Raw genomic sequence first — 19,397 nt, forward strand, 5'->3', positions numbered from 1 at the left:
GCTCTTTTCATGTGGTACTCCTCGGTCGGTCTTCGCCAGGGCCTGGTGGTTTCATGCCTGAATTAGGGAACCGCTGCTGCAGTCCGAAATATCGCAGATTCACTGGACACCTTCTCATCGCGCTGTTGGCAGCGAGTTGCGGAGGGGCGCCTTCCCGAAAATCATTGACGGTTGCATACGGCAGTGCTCCGCCGATGGTCGGCATCGACGCCGCGGGCAAGCCGACCGGGTTTGCGGTGGAGATGCTGCAGGAAGCTGCGCGCCGCGAAGGAATTGCTCTGGTCTGGAAGCTTGGCGGTTCGCGTACAAAGAACGAAGAAGACCTGACACAGGGCTCCCTCGACCTGATTCTTACGGGGTATTCCACGCCCGAGCGGCGTAAGCGCTTCTTTGTTTCGTCGTCCTGGTGGTCGACGGAAATCGTCATTCTGACCCCGACCTCGAGCAACATCCGCACGACCGGCGATTTGAAGGGCAAGCGGCTGGCCATGCCGTCAGGCCCATTGCCGACCCTGGCGGCCGTCTTCCAGGGCTCTGAGATGATGCCGGAAGGATCGGCGGTCAAAGCAGTGGAAGCGGCGTGTCAAGGCCGGGCGGACGCCGCCATCATTGCCAATATCTTTGTCCGCGATCTGTTGTATGCCGGTGATTCGGCGTGCCGGGGCATCAGTTTACAGACCATCGATACGAAACTGCAATGGGAGTACGCGCTGGTTGCCCGGCATGCCGTGGCGCCGGAGGTCCAGGCTCTACGCGACCGGTTTGAGGAGATGACCTCGGATGGGACGATGGCGGCGCTGGCTGCCAGCTATCCCGTGATCTCCAGTCGCTATGCGGCGCGCATGGCCGGGGCCATGCGGGACCGCTACTACCTGACGGTGCAGCGGATCCTGATCGGTGCGGCACTGTTGATCCTGGTGCTGGCCGCGATCGCCATTATCCGGTTGAATGATTCGCGGCGAAAGCTCGAGCTCGCCAATCAGGCGCTGCAGCGGGACCTGGAGATGCGCATGCGCGTCGAGCGGGCACTGCGGGAAAGCGAGTCCCGCTTCCGGACATTGTTCGAGAACGCTCCGCAGGGCGTGATCGAGTTCGGGCAATCGGGCGCCATTCTGTTCGCCAATCCGCGGGCCGCCACGATCTTTGGCCGGTCGTCCGAGAATTTGGCACGGATCAAGTTTGAGGAGCTGTTTCCGGAGCGGTTCCGGCCGGCGCTGCCGCGGCTTGCCAGCGGTGCTGTCCAGCCTCGTGACCTGCAGGGACTCACGATTCTGCGCCAGGACGGCACGGAGTTGCCCGTGGAGCTTTCGGCTGCGCCCATTCGTGCGAATGACGAGGACCTCACGTTGGTATTCCTCCTGGATATCTCCGATCGAATGTCACTGGAGGCCCAACTGCGGCAGGCACAGAAACTGGAGAGCATCGGCCAACTCGCGGGCGGCGTGGCGCACGACTTCAACAATCTGCTGACCGTGATCGGCGGGAACACCGACCTGGCGCGGATGTGTATGGAATCGAACGAGCCCGCCGGCCCCTACCTGGACCAGATCGCGCGGGCGGCCACTCGCGCGACTTCCCTCACCCGGCAACTGCTGTCGTTTGCGCGGCGGCAGAAGGTTCAGCCAGCGAAGATGAACGTCAACGACGGGCTGCGGGATGTGGCGAAGATGCTGCGCCGGCTGATCGGTGAAGACGTTTCACTCGAAATGCTTCTTGAGGCCCGCAAGGCGCTGACGTACGCCGATCCCGGACAGTTCGAACAGGTGATTGTGAATCTGGCGATCAATGCCCGTGACGCCATGCCGAACGGCGGACGGCTGGTGTTGCGGACTTCGGACTTCCATCTGGACCCAGGCAATCTACACGAGCTGGCCGGACTCTCCGCGGGCGACTACCTGTTGTTGGCCGTCAGCGATACAGGCGAAGGCATGACGCCCGAGGTGATGACGCACATCTTTGAGCCCTTCTTCACGACGAAGGATGTCGGCAAAGGCACGGGACTGGGGCTCTCGACCGTCTATGGCATCGTGAAGCAGTGCGGCGGCTTGATCTCCGTGTATAGCGAACCGGGGCAAGGTACCTCGTTCAAGATCCTGTTGCCGGTGCTGGAGACTGACGTGGGAGAGGATGAGCGTGCGCCGGAGGCCCACCGGATTCTCAAGGGCAGCGAGACGATCCTGCTGGCTGAGGACGATGAAGCAGTCAGGAAGTTTGTTTGCGGTCTGCTGCGGCTGCATGGATATCAGGTGGTGGAGACGGCAGACCCGAATTCGGCGCTGGAAGCGGCACGCCAGGCAACCGGGCCCATCCACCTGCTGCTGACGGATGTCGTGATGCCGCACATGAGCGGGTTGGAGCTGCGGGCGCGGTTCAGCGACTTGTACCCGGGCGTCCCGGTGTTGCTCATGTCGGGCTACTCGGCGCGCCTGCGGACACAGCCGTTGGACGCACCTTCCATCGAGAAGCCTTTCTCTCCGGCGGCGCTGCTGGGCAGGATCCGCGATCTGCTGGATGGCGTGCCGGAGTCCAGTTCCGGGCATTAACCTTGCCAACTGCGCCAGTAATCAGGATCCTCCACCGCCTGCCCGCCTTCCAGCACACGGATCGGATTCAGGCCATCCAGCATGACCGCGTACTCGTCGGTATGAGTCTTCTGCCTCTGATTGGCTAGAGCCTTGGGGTGGGGCCCATGGTGAATGCCACGCGGATGCAGCGTCGCCATGCCGGCGCGGATGTTGTCGCGCGAGAAGAAGTCGCCGTCGTGATAGAAGAGGAACTCATCGTAGTCGGTATTGCGATGGAAGAACGGTACGCGCAGGGCGTCGGCGTCCTCCTCCAGGGGCCTTGGAACAAAGCTGCAGACGACGGCGCCGCTCGTCACAAAGGTTGTGTGGACACTCGGCGGCAGGTGGGCCCGGTGGCTCATCACCGGACGAATGTCGCGCAGGTTGATCTTCCAGGCGGTCAAGTCGCCCTTCCACCCGACCACGTCGATGGGATTCCAGGGGTAGAAGACGCTGGAGTATTCGCCGTCGGCGAGAATGCGGACCTCCCATTCGCGGTTGTCGTCTAGCTGCGGAGCGGGCTCGGGCACGACGATCACACCGGGGTCGTAGAGGGCGTGCTGTCCGATGAGCCCCTTCTCGGGCTGCTCAAATTCTCCTTTGGACTCGACCAGCAGGAAGAAGTTGTCCGTGGACTCCGGCACCATGCGGTAGGTGACGGCCCGTGGGATGACCAGGTAGTCGCCGCGCTCGAACGGCAGGGGGCCGAAGTCGGTTTCGACTGTGCCCTGCCCCCGATGGACAAACCACAGCTCGTCCCAGTCGGCGTTGCGGCAGTAGTACGGCATGGGCGCGGGCCGGCGGGAGACGGAGAGGCGGACATCGGCATTGCCCAGGAACGGCAGTGGGACGCCGCGCGGGTCCGTCAGGTCGCTAGGCTTGGCCTCGTTGAGATCGAACTTGTGGGGCCGCAGCGAACCTTCGAAGCGGATCCAGCCCGTGGGGGGATGGGCGTGGTAGAGGTGGGCGGTCTTGCCGAAGAAGCCCTTGCGTCCGTGCTCCTCTTCGAATGTGCCCTCGGGGATTCCGACATGCGCCTGGTTGGGGACTTTGCCCTTTTTGAGTGGATACATGGCTCAGTGGCAGCGGTCAGGCGCCGGTTTTCGGCGGTCAGTGCTGGAACACGTCGATGACTGCCCAGGCTGACAGCCGGTAGCGGAAGGCTGATCGCTGTTTCCGCCCCTCCTTTGTGAAAATCCTAGCACTCTCCAATTGACACCACAATGAGGTGGTGCTACTTTCAAGTCAACAGAGAGGTGCTCGGGATGCTCACCACGACCGCTGCTCCGTTCATCGAAGATGCTCGTGCCCGCGACCAGCTCTTCATCCGTCAACCGTACGAACTGTATAGCGAAGAGAATCACGCGGCGTGGCGGTCTCTGTATGCCCGCATGCAGCCCAGGTGGGCGCGGTATGCGAATCCGCACTTCCTGGAGGGGCAGGCGTCACTCCGGCTGGATGCGTCCCGAGTCCCTCGTTTGGAGGACGTGAACCAGTTCCTGGCGCCCTTGACGGGGTTTCAGGCTCGCGCCGTCAGCGGCTACGTTCCTCCGTTCCTGTTCTTCGACTGCCTGCGGCGGCGGGAGTTCCCGACCACCGTGACCATCCGGTCGCTGGACTCGCTCGACTACCTGCCTGAGCCGGACATCTTCCACGACATCGCGGGCCACGTGCCGATGCACACGCATCGGGACTTTGCCGAGACGCTGGTGCGGTTCGGAGACTGCGCCCATACGGCCGCCGGGATTGCGGCTGGGATCCATGACGAGAATCTGCGCCTGGAGCGCCTGTCGTCGATTGTGAAGGCCATGGCGCGGTTCTTCTGGTTCACGGTGGAATTCGGACTGTTGCGCACACCCGGCGGCCTGCGCGCCTACGGCAGCGGACTGCTGAGCTCCCACAGCGAGCTGCCGCATGCCCTCGAGTCCCCCGAAGTGCAGCGGAGCGAGGCCTGCCTGGAGTGGATGATCCACCAATCGTTTGCGATCGATCACTTCCAGCCTTTGCTGTTCGTGGTCGAAGGATTTGAGCATCTGTACGAGCTAGTGGGTAAGCTCGAAGAATGGATGCTGGCCGGCAAGCTGGATCACGTGGCTCCTGGCGAACCCGCGCTCTCGCTCGAGGATTTGCGCAGCTTCTACTGGGCCTGACCACGGCGGCGGCCCAGTTCCGCCTGTCTGACCAGACGCTGGAGGTCAAGTTCCAGAGCAACCACATCGTTTCGCTGGAATCGTCGCCGAAAGGCGGCCATCTGGTGGTGCGGACCCGGGATGGCCAACTGGAGCGCACAGTGGAGGCGGGTTCCGGTTTGAAGGATATGCGGCGGGTGGAGGTGCACGATTTCGCGTTGACTGGCGACGGCACGCTGCTGGTTTCAATGGCCGCGCTGTATCCGCTGGGCGCGAGTTCGCGGGTCCTGGCGCTATATCCCCTGCAAGGGGAGCCGGGCTTCCTGACACTGGATGCCGTGTTGTGTTTCCGGCTGGCGTCGGACCCGGCGACGGGGATCTGGTGCCTGGGTCCTGGCCTGGAAGAGTCGCTGTTCCACCGTCTATCGGGACCGGCTTCCGGGCCGTGGGGGATCCTGCCTCGCAAGAGGGTGCGGCTGATCGGCTCGGATGCGGACGAGCCCCGGCAGGCGCATGAGACGGGCCCCGCCGGTTCGCCCGCGATGCTGGCGGAGGCGGCCGGGCACATGGCCGCCTGGGTCCCGAATGCGGCAGCTGTGCTGGAGTTCGACACGAAAACTTCGGAAGTGGTGACGTGGCCTGTTCCGCTGGCGCAGCAGGGCAAGTCGCAGATGTCGTTTGCGGCGGCGCCGGACGGAGCGATCTACGGGCTCATGCCGCAACGCGGCCGGAATGAGCTGGAGCAGTTGGATACACCCTACCGGCTGATGCGGCTGAAGCGGGACTCGGGGACGTGGGTGGTGGTGCCGGGCACGCCGGTGGTCCCGCGAGGGGCTGTCCTGGCGGGCGTGGACGGGCCTCGGGCGGTGATCTGGAAAAGGCCAACGCGGACGGTGGAGTGGGTGCAGATCCGGTAATCTCGCCGCGATCCGCGATTTATGCCCTACCGCGCGCCCTGGTGCGCCGCTTCCACCGAGATGTTGTAGTCCGCCAGGATCGTGCCCGTGGCGCGCTGGAGGGCCGCCCGGGCCTTCACATACGCTCCTCTGGCCGCCACTTCCGTCGACCGGGCCTGCGCCAGGAAGCTCTGGAACTGGATCACCAGGTAGCTGGTCGAGGCGCCCACCTCAAACTTCGCCTGCTCCGCCTTCAGTGACTCTTCCTGGTAGACGCGGGCCTGGATCGCCGCTTCATAGGCCGCCTTGGCGCGGCGCTGGGCAATTAGAGCGTCTTCCACTTCCAGCCGGGCCTGATTGCGCAGTTGCTGTTCACGGATCTTCGTCTGCTTGAACTGGATCTCGTCGCGAGCCACATCGGCCTGCGCCACACGGTTGCGCATCGGCAGGTCGATCTGGAGGCCGGCTCCGTAGGACGGGTAATCCCGACGAAAGATCTGTCCCAGCGCGCTGGCGTAGCTGCCGATGAAGGTCGAATCGGGTGTGACGGCCACAGGATTCACGTCGCCGGCCAAACCGTTGTTGGTGGCGAAGGCGACGATGTCCACCTGCGGCTTCAGCGCATTGCGCGAGCCTTTCAGGGAGAGTTCCGAGTTGGCGATCTGCAGCGCGGCAGTGGAAAGATCGGGGCGGTTTTGCGCCGCGATGCTCACCAGCTCCGGCGATTCGCGGTTCTCTTCCGGCGGCAGGGCGAGCGTACCCATAGGGATGATGCGGGCCTTGCGGACGATGTCGTCTTCCGACCCGCGGCGCGTCAGGACCGTCTTGACGATCACTTCCTGTTCTTCCAACAAACCGCGGGCGCGTTCGAGATCGAGACGTGTGGAGAAGACCTGCGCGTTGGCACGAGCCATTTCCACCGTCGCCAGCGCGCCTTCGTCCACTTGCGCCTTCGTGTCGTCGAAGAGCTTCTGGGCGAGGCGCAGTGTCTCTTCCTTCACCTTCACGTCTTCATACAACGCGACAAAGTCGTAGTAGAGACGGGATACGCCGTAAACCGTGTTGATGAGTTGCTGTCGAAAGAGCAGGTCTGCGATCTTCTGCTCGTTCTCGGCCTGGCGCTGGAAGCGGCGGTTCACGCTGAAGCCGGCTCCGCGCAGCAGGGGCTGGGTGACGTTCAAGGTGAGGGCCGAGGCGGTGTAGGGGCTATAGCTGCCGCGAATGGAATTGGTGGTCTGGCGCAGGTTCGTGAACGCCGCACTGACGGCCGCGCCGGAGCCGAAGCCTTGCCGGTAGCCCAGGCCCGCTGAAGTGTTGCCAGTGATCAGATTGGGCGCACCCGCCACGGCCAGGTTGGTCTGCGGAGTGCTGAGATGCGAATAGTTGAAATTGCCGCTGAGGAACGGATCGAAGACCGGGATCGCGCTGCCGGTGGAGAGCGCGGTCGCGCCCGTAATGCTGAGGTTGGTCTGAACCACGCCCAGCGCCCCCACTTCCAACGGATTCGTGGAAACCGAGGTGCCGGGAATAATGCGCGACGAACTGGTCAGCAACTGGCTGGTGGGGCCGCCTACGCCGGCGGGCATCTCTGAGAGGTTCAGGGAGAGGCCGCGCGTCAGTCCCCCGCCCCGCGTGCGCAGCAGGTCCGTATCCGCCGTGGCCCGGGCATAGCGCTGGATCTCTACGTCCAGATTGTTCTCGATGGCCAGTTGAACCGCGTCCTCGAGCGTCAGGTAGAGATTCCCGGCTCGCAGCAGCTGTTCAAAGCGCGGTGAGTTAGTGAGGACAGGAGCTTGCCGCACCGGTGCGAGATAAGGCCGTTTGAAGGTCTGCAGCACACCACCGTCGCCGGCGAACAAGGTGCTTTGCGCCAGCAGGCACACGGCGAGCCAAACTGTCGATTGCCTGGGGAGTTGCATGCGTTTGATGGCCACCTGCTCAGCGCTTGGCGCCGTCCTCTTTCAGCTTCACGGTCTTCACCTTGACGCCCTCCTGCACGGAGTCGTTGGCGTTGACGACCAGCGCCTGGCCCTCTTCCAGACCCTTGATGACTTCGAGCTCCTTGCCGAAGTCGCGGCCCACCAGGATCTTCTGGAAGTGGATGCTGTTGTCCGGGCGGACGACGGCCACCATGGTCCCTTGGGGCCGGATGAGCAGCGTGTCGCCGGGGATGATCAGCGGAGGATTGACGCGGCGGATGCTGAGCGTCACCTGCGCGTACATACCGGGCAGCAGGGCTGCATCCTGGTTGGGGATCTGCACCTCAGTGAGCAGCGTGCGGCTGGAGGCATCCAGCGCGCTGGAGGAGCGGGCGACCTTGCCGTGGAAGACGCGGCCGGGCAGGTCGGCTACCGCGACCTCCGCCTCGACACCGGGCTTGATCACGTCGGCATACGCCTGGGGCACGTTGACGAAGGTGCGGAGCGTGCCCATCTGGGCGACACGATAGAGGAGCGTCTGGCCGGTGCTGATCAGGGCTCCGACATCCACATTGCGAAGCGTGATGATGCCGGCGAACGGAGCGCGCACCTGGCGGTAGCCCTGCACCTGGTTCAGGCGCTCGAGATTGGCCTTGGAGGCTTCGATATTGCTGCGGGCGGCGGCCACGGCTCGCTCCTGGGCACGGGCGAACGCGCTTTGTGCCTGGAACTGCGCCTGATAGTTGTCGTTGTCCTGGCGGGAGACGGCGCCTTTGCCCAACAGGTTGCTCCAGCGCTGGGCCGTGATGCGGGCCAGTTGTTCATTGGCGCGGGACTGCTCCAGGCTGGCGGTGGCCTGTTCCAATGCGGCATACGACTGCTGCAGCGCGGCCTTGGCCTGCTGCACCTGGTTGTCCAGCTCCGGAGCTTCGATCTCGGCCAGCAACTGGCCTGCGGACACGCGGTCTCCGATGTCGACCAGACGGCGCTTCAAGTATCCATCTGCGCGAGCCAGGATCGGCGCCTCGGTGACCGCCTGGATGCTGCCGGGCAGGTCGAGATCGATCGCGGTGTCGCTACGCTTCGCCAAGGCGGTGCTCACGGTGGGGCGGGCTTCCGTGTCGGCCTTGGTCTCGGCGGTGATCGATTCGGTGCGGCGGACCTTGGGCAAATAGCCTGTCGTGAAGCCGACCCCGAGGAGGATGGCGGCCAGGATGGCAATTCCAAGTACGGCTTTGGAGGACGGACGGCGGCCGGGGCGCACGTTGTGATCGGTGGCGTCGGCGGCGCGGGCCGCGCGCTCTTTCAGCTTTGCGATCTCGGCTCGCAGCAGGGCTTCACGCTCGGCTGCGACGGGGTCGTGGCCGTGGTGTGCGGTCTTCTGTTCGCTGTCGGGCATAACTCTTCGCTTCAGGCTTGGCCGGATTCCGCCGGCAGCTCGCCTTCGTGCTCCTCAAAGAAAATCGTCTCGTCGTAGTTCACGGGCGGGGTCTTGCGCAGGGCGCTGTAGATGACCGGGACCACCACCAGGGTCGCAATTGTTGCCACCGTCAGGCCGCCGATCACCGCGCGGCCAAGCGGTGCATTCTGTTCGCCGCCTTCGCCGATGCCCAGCGCCATGGGCAGCATGCCGATGATCATGGCCAGGGCGGTCATCAGCACAGGCCGGACGCGGGTCGCACCGGCGGAGAGAGCGGCCTCGCGGGCGTTCTTACCCACCAGGCGTTCATCATTGGCGAAGACCACCATCAGGATGCTGTTCGCCGTGGCCACACCGATACACATGATGGCGCCCATCAGCGAGGGGACATTGAACGTGGTCTGCGTCAGGAACAAGGCCCACACGATGCCGGCGAACGCACCCGGGATGGCCATCAGGATGATCATGGGATCCAACCAGGACTGGAAGTTGACGACCATCAGCAGGTAGACCAGGGCGACCGCGCCCAACAGGCCCACGCCCAGGCGGAAGAACGAGTCCTGCATGGTCTTGTACTGCCCGCGCACGTTGATGCCCATGGCCTTCGGCAACTTCTTTGCCTCTTCCTCGACCACTTTCATCACCTGGTCGCCGACCCCGCCCAGGTCGCGCCGGTCGACGTTCACGAAGACGTCGACGACAGGCTGCACGTTGTAGTGGTTGACGATGCCGTAGGTACGGCCCCGTTCGACGGTCGCCAGGTTCGAGAGCAACTGCGTGCGATCGGCCTGGGCACCCGGATTGCCGTAAGCCAGGGTGTTCTTGCCCGGGCTGGCGCCCAGGGAACCGGGCGTCAGGGCGGATGCGCCCGCCAGCGAATCGGTTGTCGTAAACGCCACGCTGTTGGTGGCCGACCCAATAGGCGTCCGCATCAGGTCGTCAAGCGACAGGAAGCGGTAGATCGGCGTCTGCACGGCGACATTGTAATTGATGCCGTTGGCAAAATTAAGCCACTGGTTGGGCGCCACCTGGCCGCTGGAGCTCAGAGAGATGAGCAGGCTGCTGGAAACGTCGCGCTGCGTCAGCCCCATCTGTCCGGCCTTGGTGCGATCGACGTTGACCCGAATCTCGGGGCTGTCGTCCGTCTGGTGCAGGTGGACGTCGGCGCTGCCTGGAATGCGCTCGATCCGCTTGGCGATCTGGCGCGCTACCTGGAAGCTCTTGACGGGATCGCGGCCTGTCACCTGGATATCGATCGGCGCCGGCAGGCCGAAGTTCAGAATCTGGTTGGTGATGTTCGCCGCCTCAAAGAAAAAGACCACGTCGGGGAAGCGTTCGGTCAGGCGCTTGCGGAGCTTCTCCGTGTACAACTCCACCGGTTCATGCTTCTCCTGGTTCAAGGAGATGAGGATTTCGCCGTCGTTCGTCCCGATAGTGGGGTTGTCCCCAAAGGCCAGGTTGAAGCCGCCATTGGGCAGTCCGATGTTGTCGACGATGGTGGTGAGTTCCTGCGGCGGGATCACCTTGCGGATCTCTTCCTCGATGTTGGCGAAGATCAGTTCGGTCTGCTCCAGCCGCGTGCCGGAAGGTGCCCGGGCATGCAGCCGCATCTGGCCCGAGTCGATGCTCGGGAAGAAGTCCCGGCCCACCATCGGCGACAGGGACAGCGAGAGCACGACAAAGACCGCGAAGACCGCGCCGACGATCTTCTTGTGATCCAGGGACCAGTCCAGGAACCCCGTGTAGCGTTCGCGGAAGCTCTCGAAGCGTTGGTTGAAGGCGTGGTGGACGCTCCAGATGATGCCCTTGCCGCCCGTGGCGTGCTCACCATGCTGGTAGAGATGCGCTTCCTGGCCAAGCAGGTGGTGCACCATGGTGGGCACCAGCGTCCGGGAAAGCAGGTAGGACGCCATCATCGCGAAGACCACCGCCAGCGCCAGCGGCGTAAAGAGGAACTTGGCGACGCCGGTGAGCAGCAGGACAGGCACGAAGACTACGCAAATGGACAGGGTGGATACAAATGTCGGGGCCGCAATCTGCATGGCGCCGTCCAGCACTGCGCGCGTCAGAGGCTTCTTCATCGCGAGGTTTCGATGCGTATTCTCGATCTCCACCGTGGCGTCGTCGACCAGGATGCCGACAGCCAGCGCGAGGCCGCCCAAGGTCATGACGTTGATCGTCTGGCCCATCAGGGACAGCATCGTCAGGGACGACAGGATGGAGAGCGGGATGGAGATGGAGACGATGAGCGTACTGCGCCAACTGCCCAGGAAGATCAGGATCATCAGGCCGGTGAGGATGGCCGCCATCAGCCCTTCCTTGAGCACTCCGTCGATGGCGGCGCGCACGAACACCGACTGATCGAAGAATTCGCGGACCTCCAGCTCCTTCGGCAGCCCCGCAAGGATCTTGGGCAGCGCGGTCTTCACTCCCTTGACGATATCCAGTGTGGACGCCTGGCCGTTCTTCATCACGATGAGCAGCGCGCCGCGCGTACCGTTGGTGCGCACGATGCTGGTCTGGACGGCATAACCGTCGCGGACATGGGCGACGTCCTTCATGTAGACCGTGGCGCCGTTCACGGTGCGGATGGGCAGGTCGTTCAGTTCCTCCAGCACGCGCGGGCTGGAGTTCAGTCGGACCTGGTATTCGCGCTGGTCCAGCTTGATATTGCCGGACGGCAGGATGAGGTTCTGCAGGTTCAGGGCGTTTGAAACGTCGAGTGCCGAAAGATTCTTAGCGTAGAGAGACTGCGGGTCCAGATCGACCATCACCTGCCGGAACCGTCCGCCGTAGGGCAGCGGCACGGACGCGCCTTGCACCGTCGCCAGCTGCGTGCGGATAAAATTCAGCCCGAGATCGAATAGTTCCTGCTCGCTGAGGGTTTTACTACCCAGACCCAACTGGAGGACGGGCACGATGGAGGCGTCGTACTTGAGAATGCTGGGCGGGAAGATGCCGGGCGGCAGCCCGCGCAGCAGGGTCTGTGAGATGGCCGTCACCTGTGCAATCGCCAGGTCGATCTTCACGTTCGGCTGAAAGAAGATGCGCGTGACGGAGACACCGCTGTAGCTCTGCGACTCGATATGCTCAATATCGTTGACAGTCGTGGTAAGGGACCGCTCAAAGATGGTGACGATCCGCTTCTCCATCTCCTCCGGCGGGATGCCGTTGTAGGTCCACACGACACTGACGACGGGAATGTCCACCGCGGGGAAGATGTCGACGGGCATCGACACGATGGCAGAGCAGCCCAGCAGCACGATCAGCATCGCAAGGGCGACGAAGGTATACGGACGACGGAGCGCGAGCCGAACAATCCACATTTAGGTTGCTAATCCGACGGAAGAATCTCCGGAACGATACTGCCGGATCTGGCAATACCTATCTGGTTAGATACTAGTCTCCCGTCCCGGGTGCTGAATGTCATGACACCCAGGAGCTAGGCACCTCTAGCCAATTCGAGCTATCAGGATAAGTGGATGATTCCGCGCTGCAGGGCAGAGGTGGCCGCCTGGGTGCGGTCATCCACTCCTAACTTGTTGAGAACATTCTTCACATGATTCTTTACGGTGTACTCCGCAATGCGCAGCTCGTAGGCGATCTGCTTATTGCTGAGCCCCTGGACAATCAGCCGCAGGACCTCGGTTTCCCGGACACTCAGGTCCGCTCTGGGGAACTGGGCGGCAAGTGCCGCCGCCACCGAAGCCGGCAGGTAGGTCTGCCCGGCGTGGACGGCCCGGATGGCCTTCAGCAACTCGTCGTGCAGCACTTCCTTGGTCAGGTAAGCCTGCGCGCCGCACTGCAGCGCGCGGCGGATGTCTTCGTCCCCGCCGTAGGTGGAGAGCGCCACGAAGCGCGCGTTCGGCCACTCACTGCGGATGGAGGACATGGCCTCGAAGCCGGTCATGCCGGGCATGCGGATGTCCATCAGGGTGATATCCGGCCGGAACTGCCGGTGGAGTTGGACGGCGTGCGTTCCATTCAGCGCCTCGGCCACGACGGTCATGTCGGATTGCATGGCGACAATGGTCGAGATGCCGACCCTGGCAATGAGGTGGTCTTCGGCAATCAGGATGCCGATCCGTTTCGGATTGGGGCTCTCGGCAGGGTTCATGTGAGGGGAACTGTCACTTCGATTGTAGTGCCCGCGCCGGGCGCCGTTTCCAGCCGCAGGGTGCCACCGGCGCGCTGGGCACGTTCCTGCATGCCGAGCAGGCCGAAATGTCCGCCCGCCGAGAGAAAGGCGTTATTGGGGTCGAACCCGCTGCCATCGTCGGAAATACGGAGCCTCAACGAATTCCCTTCCCGCCTCAGCGCAATGGTGGCGTGCGTGGCTTCCGAGTGCTTCAGGGCGTTGTTCAACGCTTCCTGGGCAATCCGCAACAGTTGCTGCTCGGTCTCCTTGGGGACCACCGGCAGATTCGCTTCAGCCTGTACGGTGGCCTTCAGGCCGCGGCCGGCGGTCATCATGCGCGAGGTCTGGGCCATGGCCTCGGCGAGGGTTTGCCCTTCGAGCGCCTGGTCACGGAGATCCATGACAGAGCGGCGCGCCTCGGTCAGGCTATGGTGGGCCATCTTCTGGGCGAGGTTCAGGTATTGCGCGGCCTGGGCGGGATCCTTGGGCAGCAGCATCGAGACCGCCTCCAGTTGGGAGGAGATGCCGACATAACCCTGGGCGAGGGTGTCGTGGATCTCACGCGCCAGGCGGGCCCGTTCCGCCAGGACCAGCGAGAACCGGTGGCGCTCCTGCAGGATGCGCCAACGGCTGATGAGCCACAGCACCAGTGCGATGCCGGCCGCCAGGGACCAGCGGAACCACATGGTCTCCCAGGGATGCGGCGTGCGGCGGAATGAGAACGAGGCCATTTCTCCAAGCACCGCCCCGCGGCTGTCGCTGGCACTCACCACGAAGCGGTAGCTGCCCGAGGGCAGCGTGTTGTAGTTGGCGACACGCCGGGCGCCGGCCTCAATCCACTGCGCGTCCAACCCCTCCAGCTTGTAGCGGTAGCGCACCGACTCAGGCGCGGCCAGGCGCACGGCGGCATAGCGGAACTCGATGCGGTGACTGGTAGGCGGCAGGATCGCAAACGCCGTGGGCACGAGATCGGCTCCATCCACGCGAACTTCCACCACATGCGCGGGCGGGGGCGCCGGTTCCGATTGCAGCCGTTCCGGACGCACCGCGGCCAGCCCGGCTACCGTGGGGAACCACATCCGGCCGTCACGGCTGCGCCCTCCTCCGCTGGAGGCCGGCCAACCCGGAGCGCAATTCATGCTCTTCAAGCCTTCACTGATCCCGAAGACGGCCACCGGCAGGCGCGCCGCCGGGTTGTGCACCAGTTCCTTGATCTTGGCCTTCTCGACTCGGGCCAGTCCGCGCGTGGTCGCCAGCCATAGCCAGCCGGAGCCGTCGTCCGTCACGTGGGCGACGTTGTCGCTGGGCAGGCCATTGACGGCGGAGCAGCGCCAGAAGCGGCCGTCGCGGAAGAAGGCGAGTCCGCCGCCGGCCGTTCCAATCCAGATCGTGCCGTCGTCATCCTCGGCCATCGAACGGATCTGGTTGCTCGACAGGCCCTGTTCGACGGTGATGAGTTCCGCGTGGCCATCCCGCCAGCGCCAAAGACCGCTGCCGAACGTGCCGGCCCAGCGGGAACCGTCGCGGGCGGCCAGCAGCGTAATGACGGCGTCATTGAGCAGTGGTCCACCGGCGATGGGGTTCGCTTCCTTCCCCTTCGCCAGCTCCACGACACCTTTGTTGGTGCCCAGCCACACCGTGCCTGGGGCCACCTCGATGGCGTCGAAGACGTTATGCCGGCCAACCGTATCGCTCGGCATGTAGGAACTGGCCACCCTGCCGCCCCGGATCCGCGTCAGGCCGGCGCGCGTGCCCACCAGCACCTCGCCATCGCTGGTTTCCCGCAGGCAGAAGACTTCGTTGCTGGGCAGGCCCTGGACCGGCGTATATCGCGATTCCACCAACCGACCCGCGCCGCCATCATGGAACCCTACCCAGATCGCGCCATCCCGAGTCTGCATCACCGTCGTCGGCTGGTCGCTGGGCAGCCCCTCGTTCTTCCCAAAAACGGCGAAGCTCTGGTCCCGGAAGAGATGCAGCCCGCTGTTCGTGCCCACCCAGAGATTCCCGTCGCGGTCTTCATAGAGGCACCAGACCCATTCGCCTGAGCGGAAGACGGGTTCTCCGACACTGTCGATGCGGCTGCCCACCCGGCGGCAAAGCCCGCTGTTCGTGCCAATCCATACGGACCCGTCGCGATCGTGCACCAGGGCTCGGACAAAGGTCGCCGGCAGCCCGTCGGCGGTGGTCAGCAGGCGCCGGCGCCCGCCTTCGTTCAGCAGGACCCCGTTGGTCCCGCCCGCCATCAACTGGCCGGAAGCATCCAGCGCCAGGCACAGCGTGATGCCACCGGAGAGCGAACCGCCCTCAGTGGTCTCCTGAAACCGGTCGTTCTCAAAAACACCGATCGAACCGAAGCCCGCCACCCACACGCGGCCCGCTGCGTCGACAATCGCCGCCCGGACGCCCTGGGCCGGGATCCCGTTCTCCTGGCCGAAGCGCGTGAACTTGCCGTCGCGATACCGGCAAAGCGAGAGACCCGCCGCCACCCAGACCGTACCGCGGCCATCTTCGTGAATCGAGGTGATGAACGCGGCAGGAACGCCGTCCTTGGCTCCGAAGATGGTGAAGCGGCCCGCATGGTAGCGCGCCAGTCCGCCCGCCGTGCCGATCCACACTGAGCCGTCGCGCGAGGCCCACAGCGCAGTGACGAGATTGTTGGGCAATTGACCCGCATCGCGCGTGTAGATCGTAAACTCGATGCCATCGAAGCGCGCCAGCCCCTCTTCCGTGCCGATCCACAGGTAGCCGTCGCGCGACTGCGCCAGCGCGCGGATCGTGTCCTGCGGCAGCCCTTCCGCCTGGCTCCACTGGCGGTGCGCGTACTGGCTCATGTGGCGCTGCGGGTTGAGCCCGGATACCGCCGGCAGTATGCACAGCAGAAGCAGCGTGAGGCGAGTCAGGACCATCTCCCTAAGAGTGTACCGTCCCTATGCCTTCCCTCCAGCCCTCCGCCGTGATAGTTTGACGGCATGATCGTGACTGCACGTGCGGATATCGATGAGTTCCTGGCGCTGCCGCGCATCGCCCTGGTCGGGCTTTCCCGCGAAGAAAAGCACTTCAGCCGGATGGTCTACAAGGAACTGCTCAGCCGGGGTCGCGACGTGGTGCCGGTGAATCCGGAGGCGACCGAAATCGCGGGTGTCGCCTGTTTTCCTGACGTCACCAGCATCCTTCCCGCCGTCCAGGGTGCCCTCATCATGACAGCCCCCGCGGTATCGGCCTCGGTCGTCGAGGATTGCGCCGCGGCCGGGGTCCACTTTGTCTGGCTCTACCGCAGCGTCGGAGCCGGTTCCGTCAGCAACGACGCGCTGGCTGCCTGCGAGGAACTGGGCATGCGCGTGGTCAATGGCGAATGCCCGTTCATGTTCCTGCCCAACTCGGGCTGGATCCACGGTTTCCACCGCGGCATCCGGGGCCTCATCGGTCACCTGCCCAATTGAGCAGCCGTGCAACGCAGCCGCTGGTTACTCCGCCACCTGTGCGCCCACCAGTGCGCTGAGGTGGATTGAGATCTCGTGAAGCGTGGACGATTGCGCGGTGAGTTCCTCGGAGGCCGAAGCGCCCTCCTCCGCACTGGCCGCCGTCGATTGCGTCACCCGCTCCATCTGGCTAATGGCCTTGCTGATCTGCTGCACGCCGCGAGCCTGCTCCGCGCTGCCCTGGTTCACCTCGTCGATCAGCGTCTGCACGCTTTGCGATTCCGTCGTAATCTCCTGAATCGAACGGACCACTTCATCCACTTTGGATTTGCCGCTGGTGGATTTGTGGATCGAGTCCTCAATCAGCGCCGCCGTCTCCTTGGCCGCCTGCGCGCAACGTTGCGCCAGGCTGCGGACTTCGTCAGCCACCACCGCGAAACCCATGCCCGCTTCCCCTGCACGCGCCGCTTCCACCGCCGCATTCAGGGCCAGGATGTTCGTCTGGAAAGCAATCTCGTCGATCACCTTGTTGATGCGCGAGATCTTGCCGCTGGAATCACCGATCTCTCCGATCGCCTTTACCATCTCGTCCAGGGACCGGTTGGTCAGCTTGAACTTCTCCTGCGACTTCAGGGCCAGTCCCGCCGCGGAGCGGGTATTCTCGCTGTTCCTGATGGCCATTGCACTGATCTGCTCGCTGGTGGCCGAGGTCTCCTCCAGCGACGCGGCCTGCTCCGAGGCGCCCTGCGCCAACGTCTGGCTCGTCGACGACACCTGTGAGGCGGCACTCGCCACCTGGCTCGCGCCGGCCGCAAGCCGACCGATGAGCTCCTTCAATTGCCGGGTGATGCCGCGCACGATGAGAAAGGCCGCCAACACCCCAAGCCCGACGGTCAGCAAGCCCATCGTGAACGTGATGCTCCGTTCGCTGGCCGCCCCCGCTACCGCGCTACTCGCAGTTCTATCGCCGTACGCCTGGTTCCACTGCGTTCTTTCGGCGATCGTTTTGTGCAACTGCTGGAACTTGGGGTCCGCAATCCGCATGTAGAGGTCGTGGGCCTCGGCGTTCTTCCCCGTCCTGCTGATGACCTGAACCTGAGACCAGCTCTCCAGATAGCTCTCGACGACCGGCCCGATCTGACTCCAGGCGGCCCGGTCTTCCTCCTGGGTGATCGCACGCGCGTAGGCTGCCGTGGCCTTCGCGATATCCCGCTTCACTTCCTCGTTGCGTGCTTCCACCGCGCTCATCATTTCAGGCGACGAGGTGGCTATATGCTTCCAACAGTTGCCCCGGAATTCGAACAACGCCGATTCCAGTGCGAGGGACTGGCTGATCCCCGGGATCGAATCATCGCGCAGCGATCGGATGCTCGCCTCGGTTAGGTCCAATCCCCACAATGAGACGGCCGCCGTCAGGACGGTGGCGCCGATCAAACCGGCACATGTCCATCCGATCTTCTTTCCAATGGTCATGGTGTTCCTCTTACCTACCCCGCAGTTCGCAGCACTGGGCCGAGCCTGGCCTGGCGGAGCATCCAGCTCCGCCGCCTGACAAAGCGCCCAATGTCCACTTCGGCGGGAAGACGCGAGGTCTGAGCGAAAATGCTCAGCCAGCGGAACAAAAACGCGCCCGAACCCCGATCGGCCTCAATCGGGCCGTCTTTCGATATGGCTATGTGTAGGTTTGCTTACTTCGCGGCCCGCAGGCCCGCTGCCGTCTTCTCAACGTCTCTCATCACGCGCAGCAGGTTGCCGCCGTAGATCTTGCGGATCTCTTCCGCCGAATAGCCCTTCTCCAGCAGCTTGCGCGTCAGGTTGGGCCACTTCGAGACGTCCTCCAACCCCTCAGGCACACAGCCCACCCCGTCGAAGTCGCTGCCCAACCCGACATAGTCCGCGCCCACCAGGGTCTTCACGTGATCGATTTGCGCCACCACGTCGTCAATCGTGGCGCGCACCGTCTTGCTGCTCAGCTCGGCGAAGACCTTCTGCGCCGCGGCCTGCCGCTCCTTGGGATCCTGGATGTCGGCAATCTTCTTCTGGATCTCCGAAACCTGCGCCGCATCCAGCTTCGGAGTCGTATTCGCCGACTTCTGCGACAGGAAGTCGCACGCGAAGTTGATCTGCACGACGCCGCCGCGCTTGGCCAGCGCCTTGATCATGTCATCGGTCATATTGCGCGGCACATTCGACAGCGCCCGGCACGACGAATGCGAACTGAACACCGGAGCCTTGCTCGCCGCCAGAGCGTCATAGAACGTCTGGTCGGACACGTGCGCGATGTCGACCATCATGCCCAGGCGGTTCATCTCCCCCACCACCTGCTTGCCGAACTCCGATAGCCCCTTGTTGTCGGTCTCGCCCGATGACCCGGCCCAACTGAGGTTCTTGCTGTGCGTCAGGGTCATGTAGCGGACTCCGAGGTCGTAGTACGTCCGCAACAGCCTGACATCATCCTCAATCGCGTGTCCGCCCTCAATCCCGATCAGGGCGGCAATCCGGCCTTTCTTGCGGGCCGCGACGATCTCGTCCGCCGTCGTGGCAAACACGAAATCGTTGGGGTGTTTGCCGATGATGTCGAACCGGATGGTATCGATCATCTGCAGCGCGCGGTGGGCCGACTGGTGGCCCTCCATGAAATTGGTGCCGACATAGGCGGCGAAGAACTGCGCCCCCATGCCGCCCTTCTTCATGCGCGGTACATCGGTGTGTCCGTCGGTGGAGGCCAGGCCGATGTCGAAGCCTTCCACGGTCCTGCTGGTGACGTCGTTGTGGGAATCGATGAGGAGCGCCGAGTTGTGAACTTTCATCACTTCGGCGTCGGTGAAGGACTTCTGCTGCGCCGCGGCCGTGCCCGTCCCGAAGGACAGGCACAGCGCGGCGATCGGTAGGAACTGCGTCGATCGCAT

The 19,397-nt window shown here is 63.9% G+C and carries 12 protein-coding genes; 4 read left to right on the forward strand and 8 right to left on the reverse strand.

All coding sequences use genetic code 11. The features are described 5' to 3' along the window. Nucleotides 1–164: 164 nt before the first annotated feature. A complete protein-coding gene (locus IRI77_RS05795; RefSeq protein WP_194451125.1) occupies nucleotides 165–2,543 on the forward strand; it encodes an ATP-binding protein in 2,379 nt (792 codons plus the stop codon). Here IRI77_RS05795 and IRI77_RS05800 read toward each other — a convergent pair. Continuing rightward, nucleotides 2,540–3,637 (reverse strand): homogentisate 1,2-dioxygenase, encoded by a 1,098-nt coding sequence (locus tag IRI77_RS05800; protein WP_194451126.1) that lies wholly within the window; start codon nucleotides 3,635–3,637, stop codon nucleotides 2,540–2,542. The genes IRI77_RS05795 and IRI77_RS05800 overlap by 4 nt on opposite strands. A 192-nt stretch (nucleotides 3,638–3,829) precedes the next feature. On the opposite strand from IRI77_RS05800, the gene IRI77_RS05805 reads away from it, so the two are divergent. Both IRI77_RS05805 and IRI77_RS05810 read left to right on the forward strand, forming a co-directional pair. Then, a complete protein-coding gene (locus tag IRI77_RS05805) occupies nucleotides 3,830–4,714 on the forward strand; it encodes a phenylalanine 4-monooxygenase (protein ID WP_228486616.1) in 885 nt (294 codons plus the stop codon). Beyond that, nucleotides 4,627–5,610 (forward strand): hypothetical protein, encoded by a 984-nt coding sequence (locus IRI77_RS05810; RefSeq protein ID WP_194451128.1) that lies wholly within the window; start codon nucleotides 4,627–4,629, stop codon nucleotides 5,608–5,610. The genes IRI77_RS05805 and IRI77_RS05810 overlap by 88 nt, the downstream gene beginning before the upstream one ends. Before the next feature lie 26 nt (nucleotides 5,611–5,636). Here IRI77_RS05810 and IRI77_RS05815 read toward each other — a convergent pair whose 3' ends face one another. The 5 genes from IRI77_RS05815 to IRI77_RS05835 form a co-directional block, all read right to left on the reverse strand. Then, entirely contained in the window at nucleotides 5,637–7,508 is a 1,872-nt protein-coding gene (locus tag IRI77_RS05815) for a TolC family protein (protein ID WP_194451129.1), read from the reverse strand. Nucleotides 7,509–7,527: 19 nt separating this feature from the next. Next, on the reverse strand, nucleotides 7,528–8,907 hold the full coding sequence (locus IRI77_RS05820) for an efflux RND transporter periplasmic adaptor subunit (protein WP_194451130.1): 1,380 nt from the start codon (nucleotides 8,905–8,907) through the stop codon (nucleotides 7,528–7,530). An 11-nt stretch (nucleotides 8,908–8,918) separates the two neighbouring features. Continuing rightward, on the reverse strand, nucleotides 8,919–12,254 hold the full coding sequence (locus IRI77_RS05825) for an efflux RND transporter permease subunit (RefSeq protein WP_194451131.1): 3,336 nt from the start codon (nucleotides 12,252–12,254) through the stop codon (nucleotides 8,919–8,921). Between the two features lie 143 nt (nucleotides 12,255–12,397). Next, nucleotides 12,398–13,045, reverse strand: coding sequence for a response regulator (locus tag IRI77_RS05830; protein ID WP_194451132.1), 648 nt, complete (start codon nucleotides 13,043–13,045; stop codon nucleotides 12,398–12,400). Then, entirely contained in the window at nucleotides 13,042–15,975 is a 2,934-nt protein-coding gene (locus IRI77_RS05835; RefSeq protein WP_194451133.1) for a sensor histidine kinase, read from the reverse strand. The genes IRI77_RS05830 and IRI77_RS05835 overlap by 4 nt, the downstream gene beginning before the upstream one ends. A 63-nt stretch (nucleotides 15,976–16,038) precedes the next feature. Between IRI77_RS05835 and IRI77_RS05840 the strand changes: the two genes are divergently transcribed. Then, the gene (locus tag IRI77_RS05840) at nucleotides 16,039–16,509 is read left to right on the forward strand and encodes a CoA-binding protein (RefSeq protein WP_194451134.1); all 471 of its coding nucleotides are present in this window, start codon (nucleotides 16,039–16,041) and stop codon (nucleotides 16,507–16,509) included. 24 nt (nucleotides 16,510–16,533) lie between these two features. Here the strand turns inward: IRI77_RS05840 and IRI77_RS05845 are convergent, their stop codons facing one another. Then, nucleotides 16,534–17,961 (reverse strand): methyl-accepting chemotaxis protein, encoded by a 1,428-nt coding sequence (locus IRI77_RS05845; RefSeq protein ID WP_194451135.1) that lies wholly within the window; start codon nucleotides 17,959–17,961, stop codon nucleotides 16,534–16,536. Between the two features lie 215 nt (nucleotides 17,962–18,176). Further along, nucleotides 18,177–19,397 (reverse strand): dipeptidase, encoded by a 1,221-nt coding sequence (locus IRI77_RS05850; RefSeq protein WP_194451136.1) that lies wholly within the window; start codon nucleotides 19,395–19,397, stop codon nucleotides 18,177–18,179.

This window comes from Paludibaculum fermentans, from assembly GCF_015277775.1.
Taxonomy (GTDB): Bacteria; Acidobacteriota; Terriglobia; order Bryobacterales; family Bryobacteraceae; genus Paludibaculum; species Paludibaculum fermentans.

Bases quoted from the DNA above. Each gene is read 5' to 3' on its own strand.
- IRI77_RS05800 (WP_194451126.1), bottom strand. From the start codon at position 3,637: ATGTATCCACTCAAAAAGGGCAAAGTCCCCAACCAGGCGCATGTCGGA.
- IRI77_RS05805 (WP_228486616.1), top strand. From the start codon at position 3,830: ATGCTCACCACGACCGCTGCTCCGTTCATCGAAGATGCTCGTGCCCGC.
- IRI77_RS05810 (WP_194451128.1), top strand. From the start codon at position 4,627: ATGGATGCTGGCCGGCAAGCTGGATCACGTGGCTCCTGGCGAACCCGC.
- IRI77_RS05815 (WP_194451129.1), bottom strand. From the start codon at position 7,508: ATGCAACTCCCCAGGCAATCGACAGTTTGGCTCGCCGTGTGCCTGCTG.
- IRI77_RS05820 (WP_194451130.1), bottom strand. From the start codon at position 8,907: ATGCCCGACAGCGAACAGAAGACCGCACACCACGGCCACGACCCCGTC.
- IRI77_RS05825 (WP_194451131.1), bottom strand. From the start codon at position 12,254: ATGTGGATTGTTCGGCTCGCGCTCCGTCGTCCGTATACCTTCGTCGCC.
- IRI77_RS05830 (WP_194451132.1), bottom strand. From the start codon at position 13,045: ATGAACCCTGCCGAGAGCCCCAATCCGAAACGGATCGGCATCCTGATT.
- IRI77_RS05835 (WP_194451133.1), bottom strand. From the start codon at position 15,975: ATGGTCCTGACTCGCCTCACGCTGCTTCTGCTGTGCATACTGCCGGCG.
- IRI77_RS05840 (WP_194451134.1), top strand. From the start codon at position 16,039: ATGATCGTGACTGCACGTGCGGATATCGATGAGTTCCTGGCGCTGCCG.
- IRI77_RS05845 (WP_194451135.1), bottom strand. From the start codon at position 17,961: ATGACCATTGGAAAGAAGATCGGATGGACATGTGCCGGTTTGATCGGC.
- IRI77_RS05850 (WP_194451136.1), bottom strand. From the start codon at position 19,397: ATGCGATCGACGCAGTTCCTACCGATCGCCGCGCTGTGCCTGTCCTTC.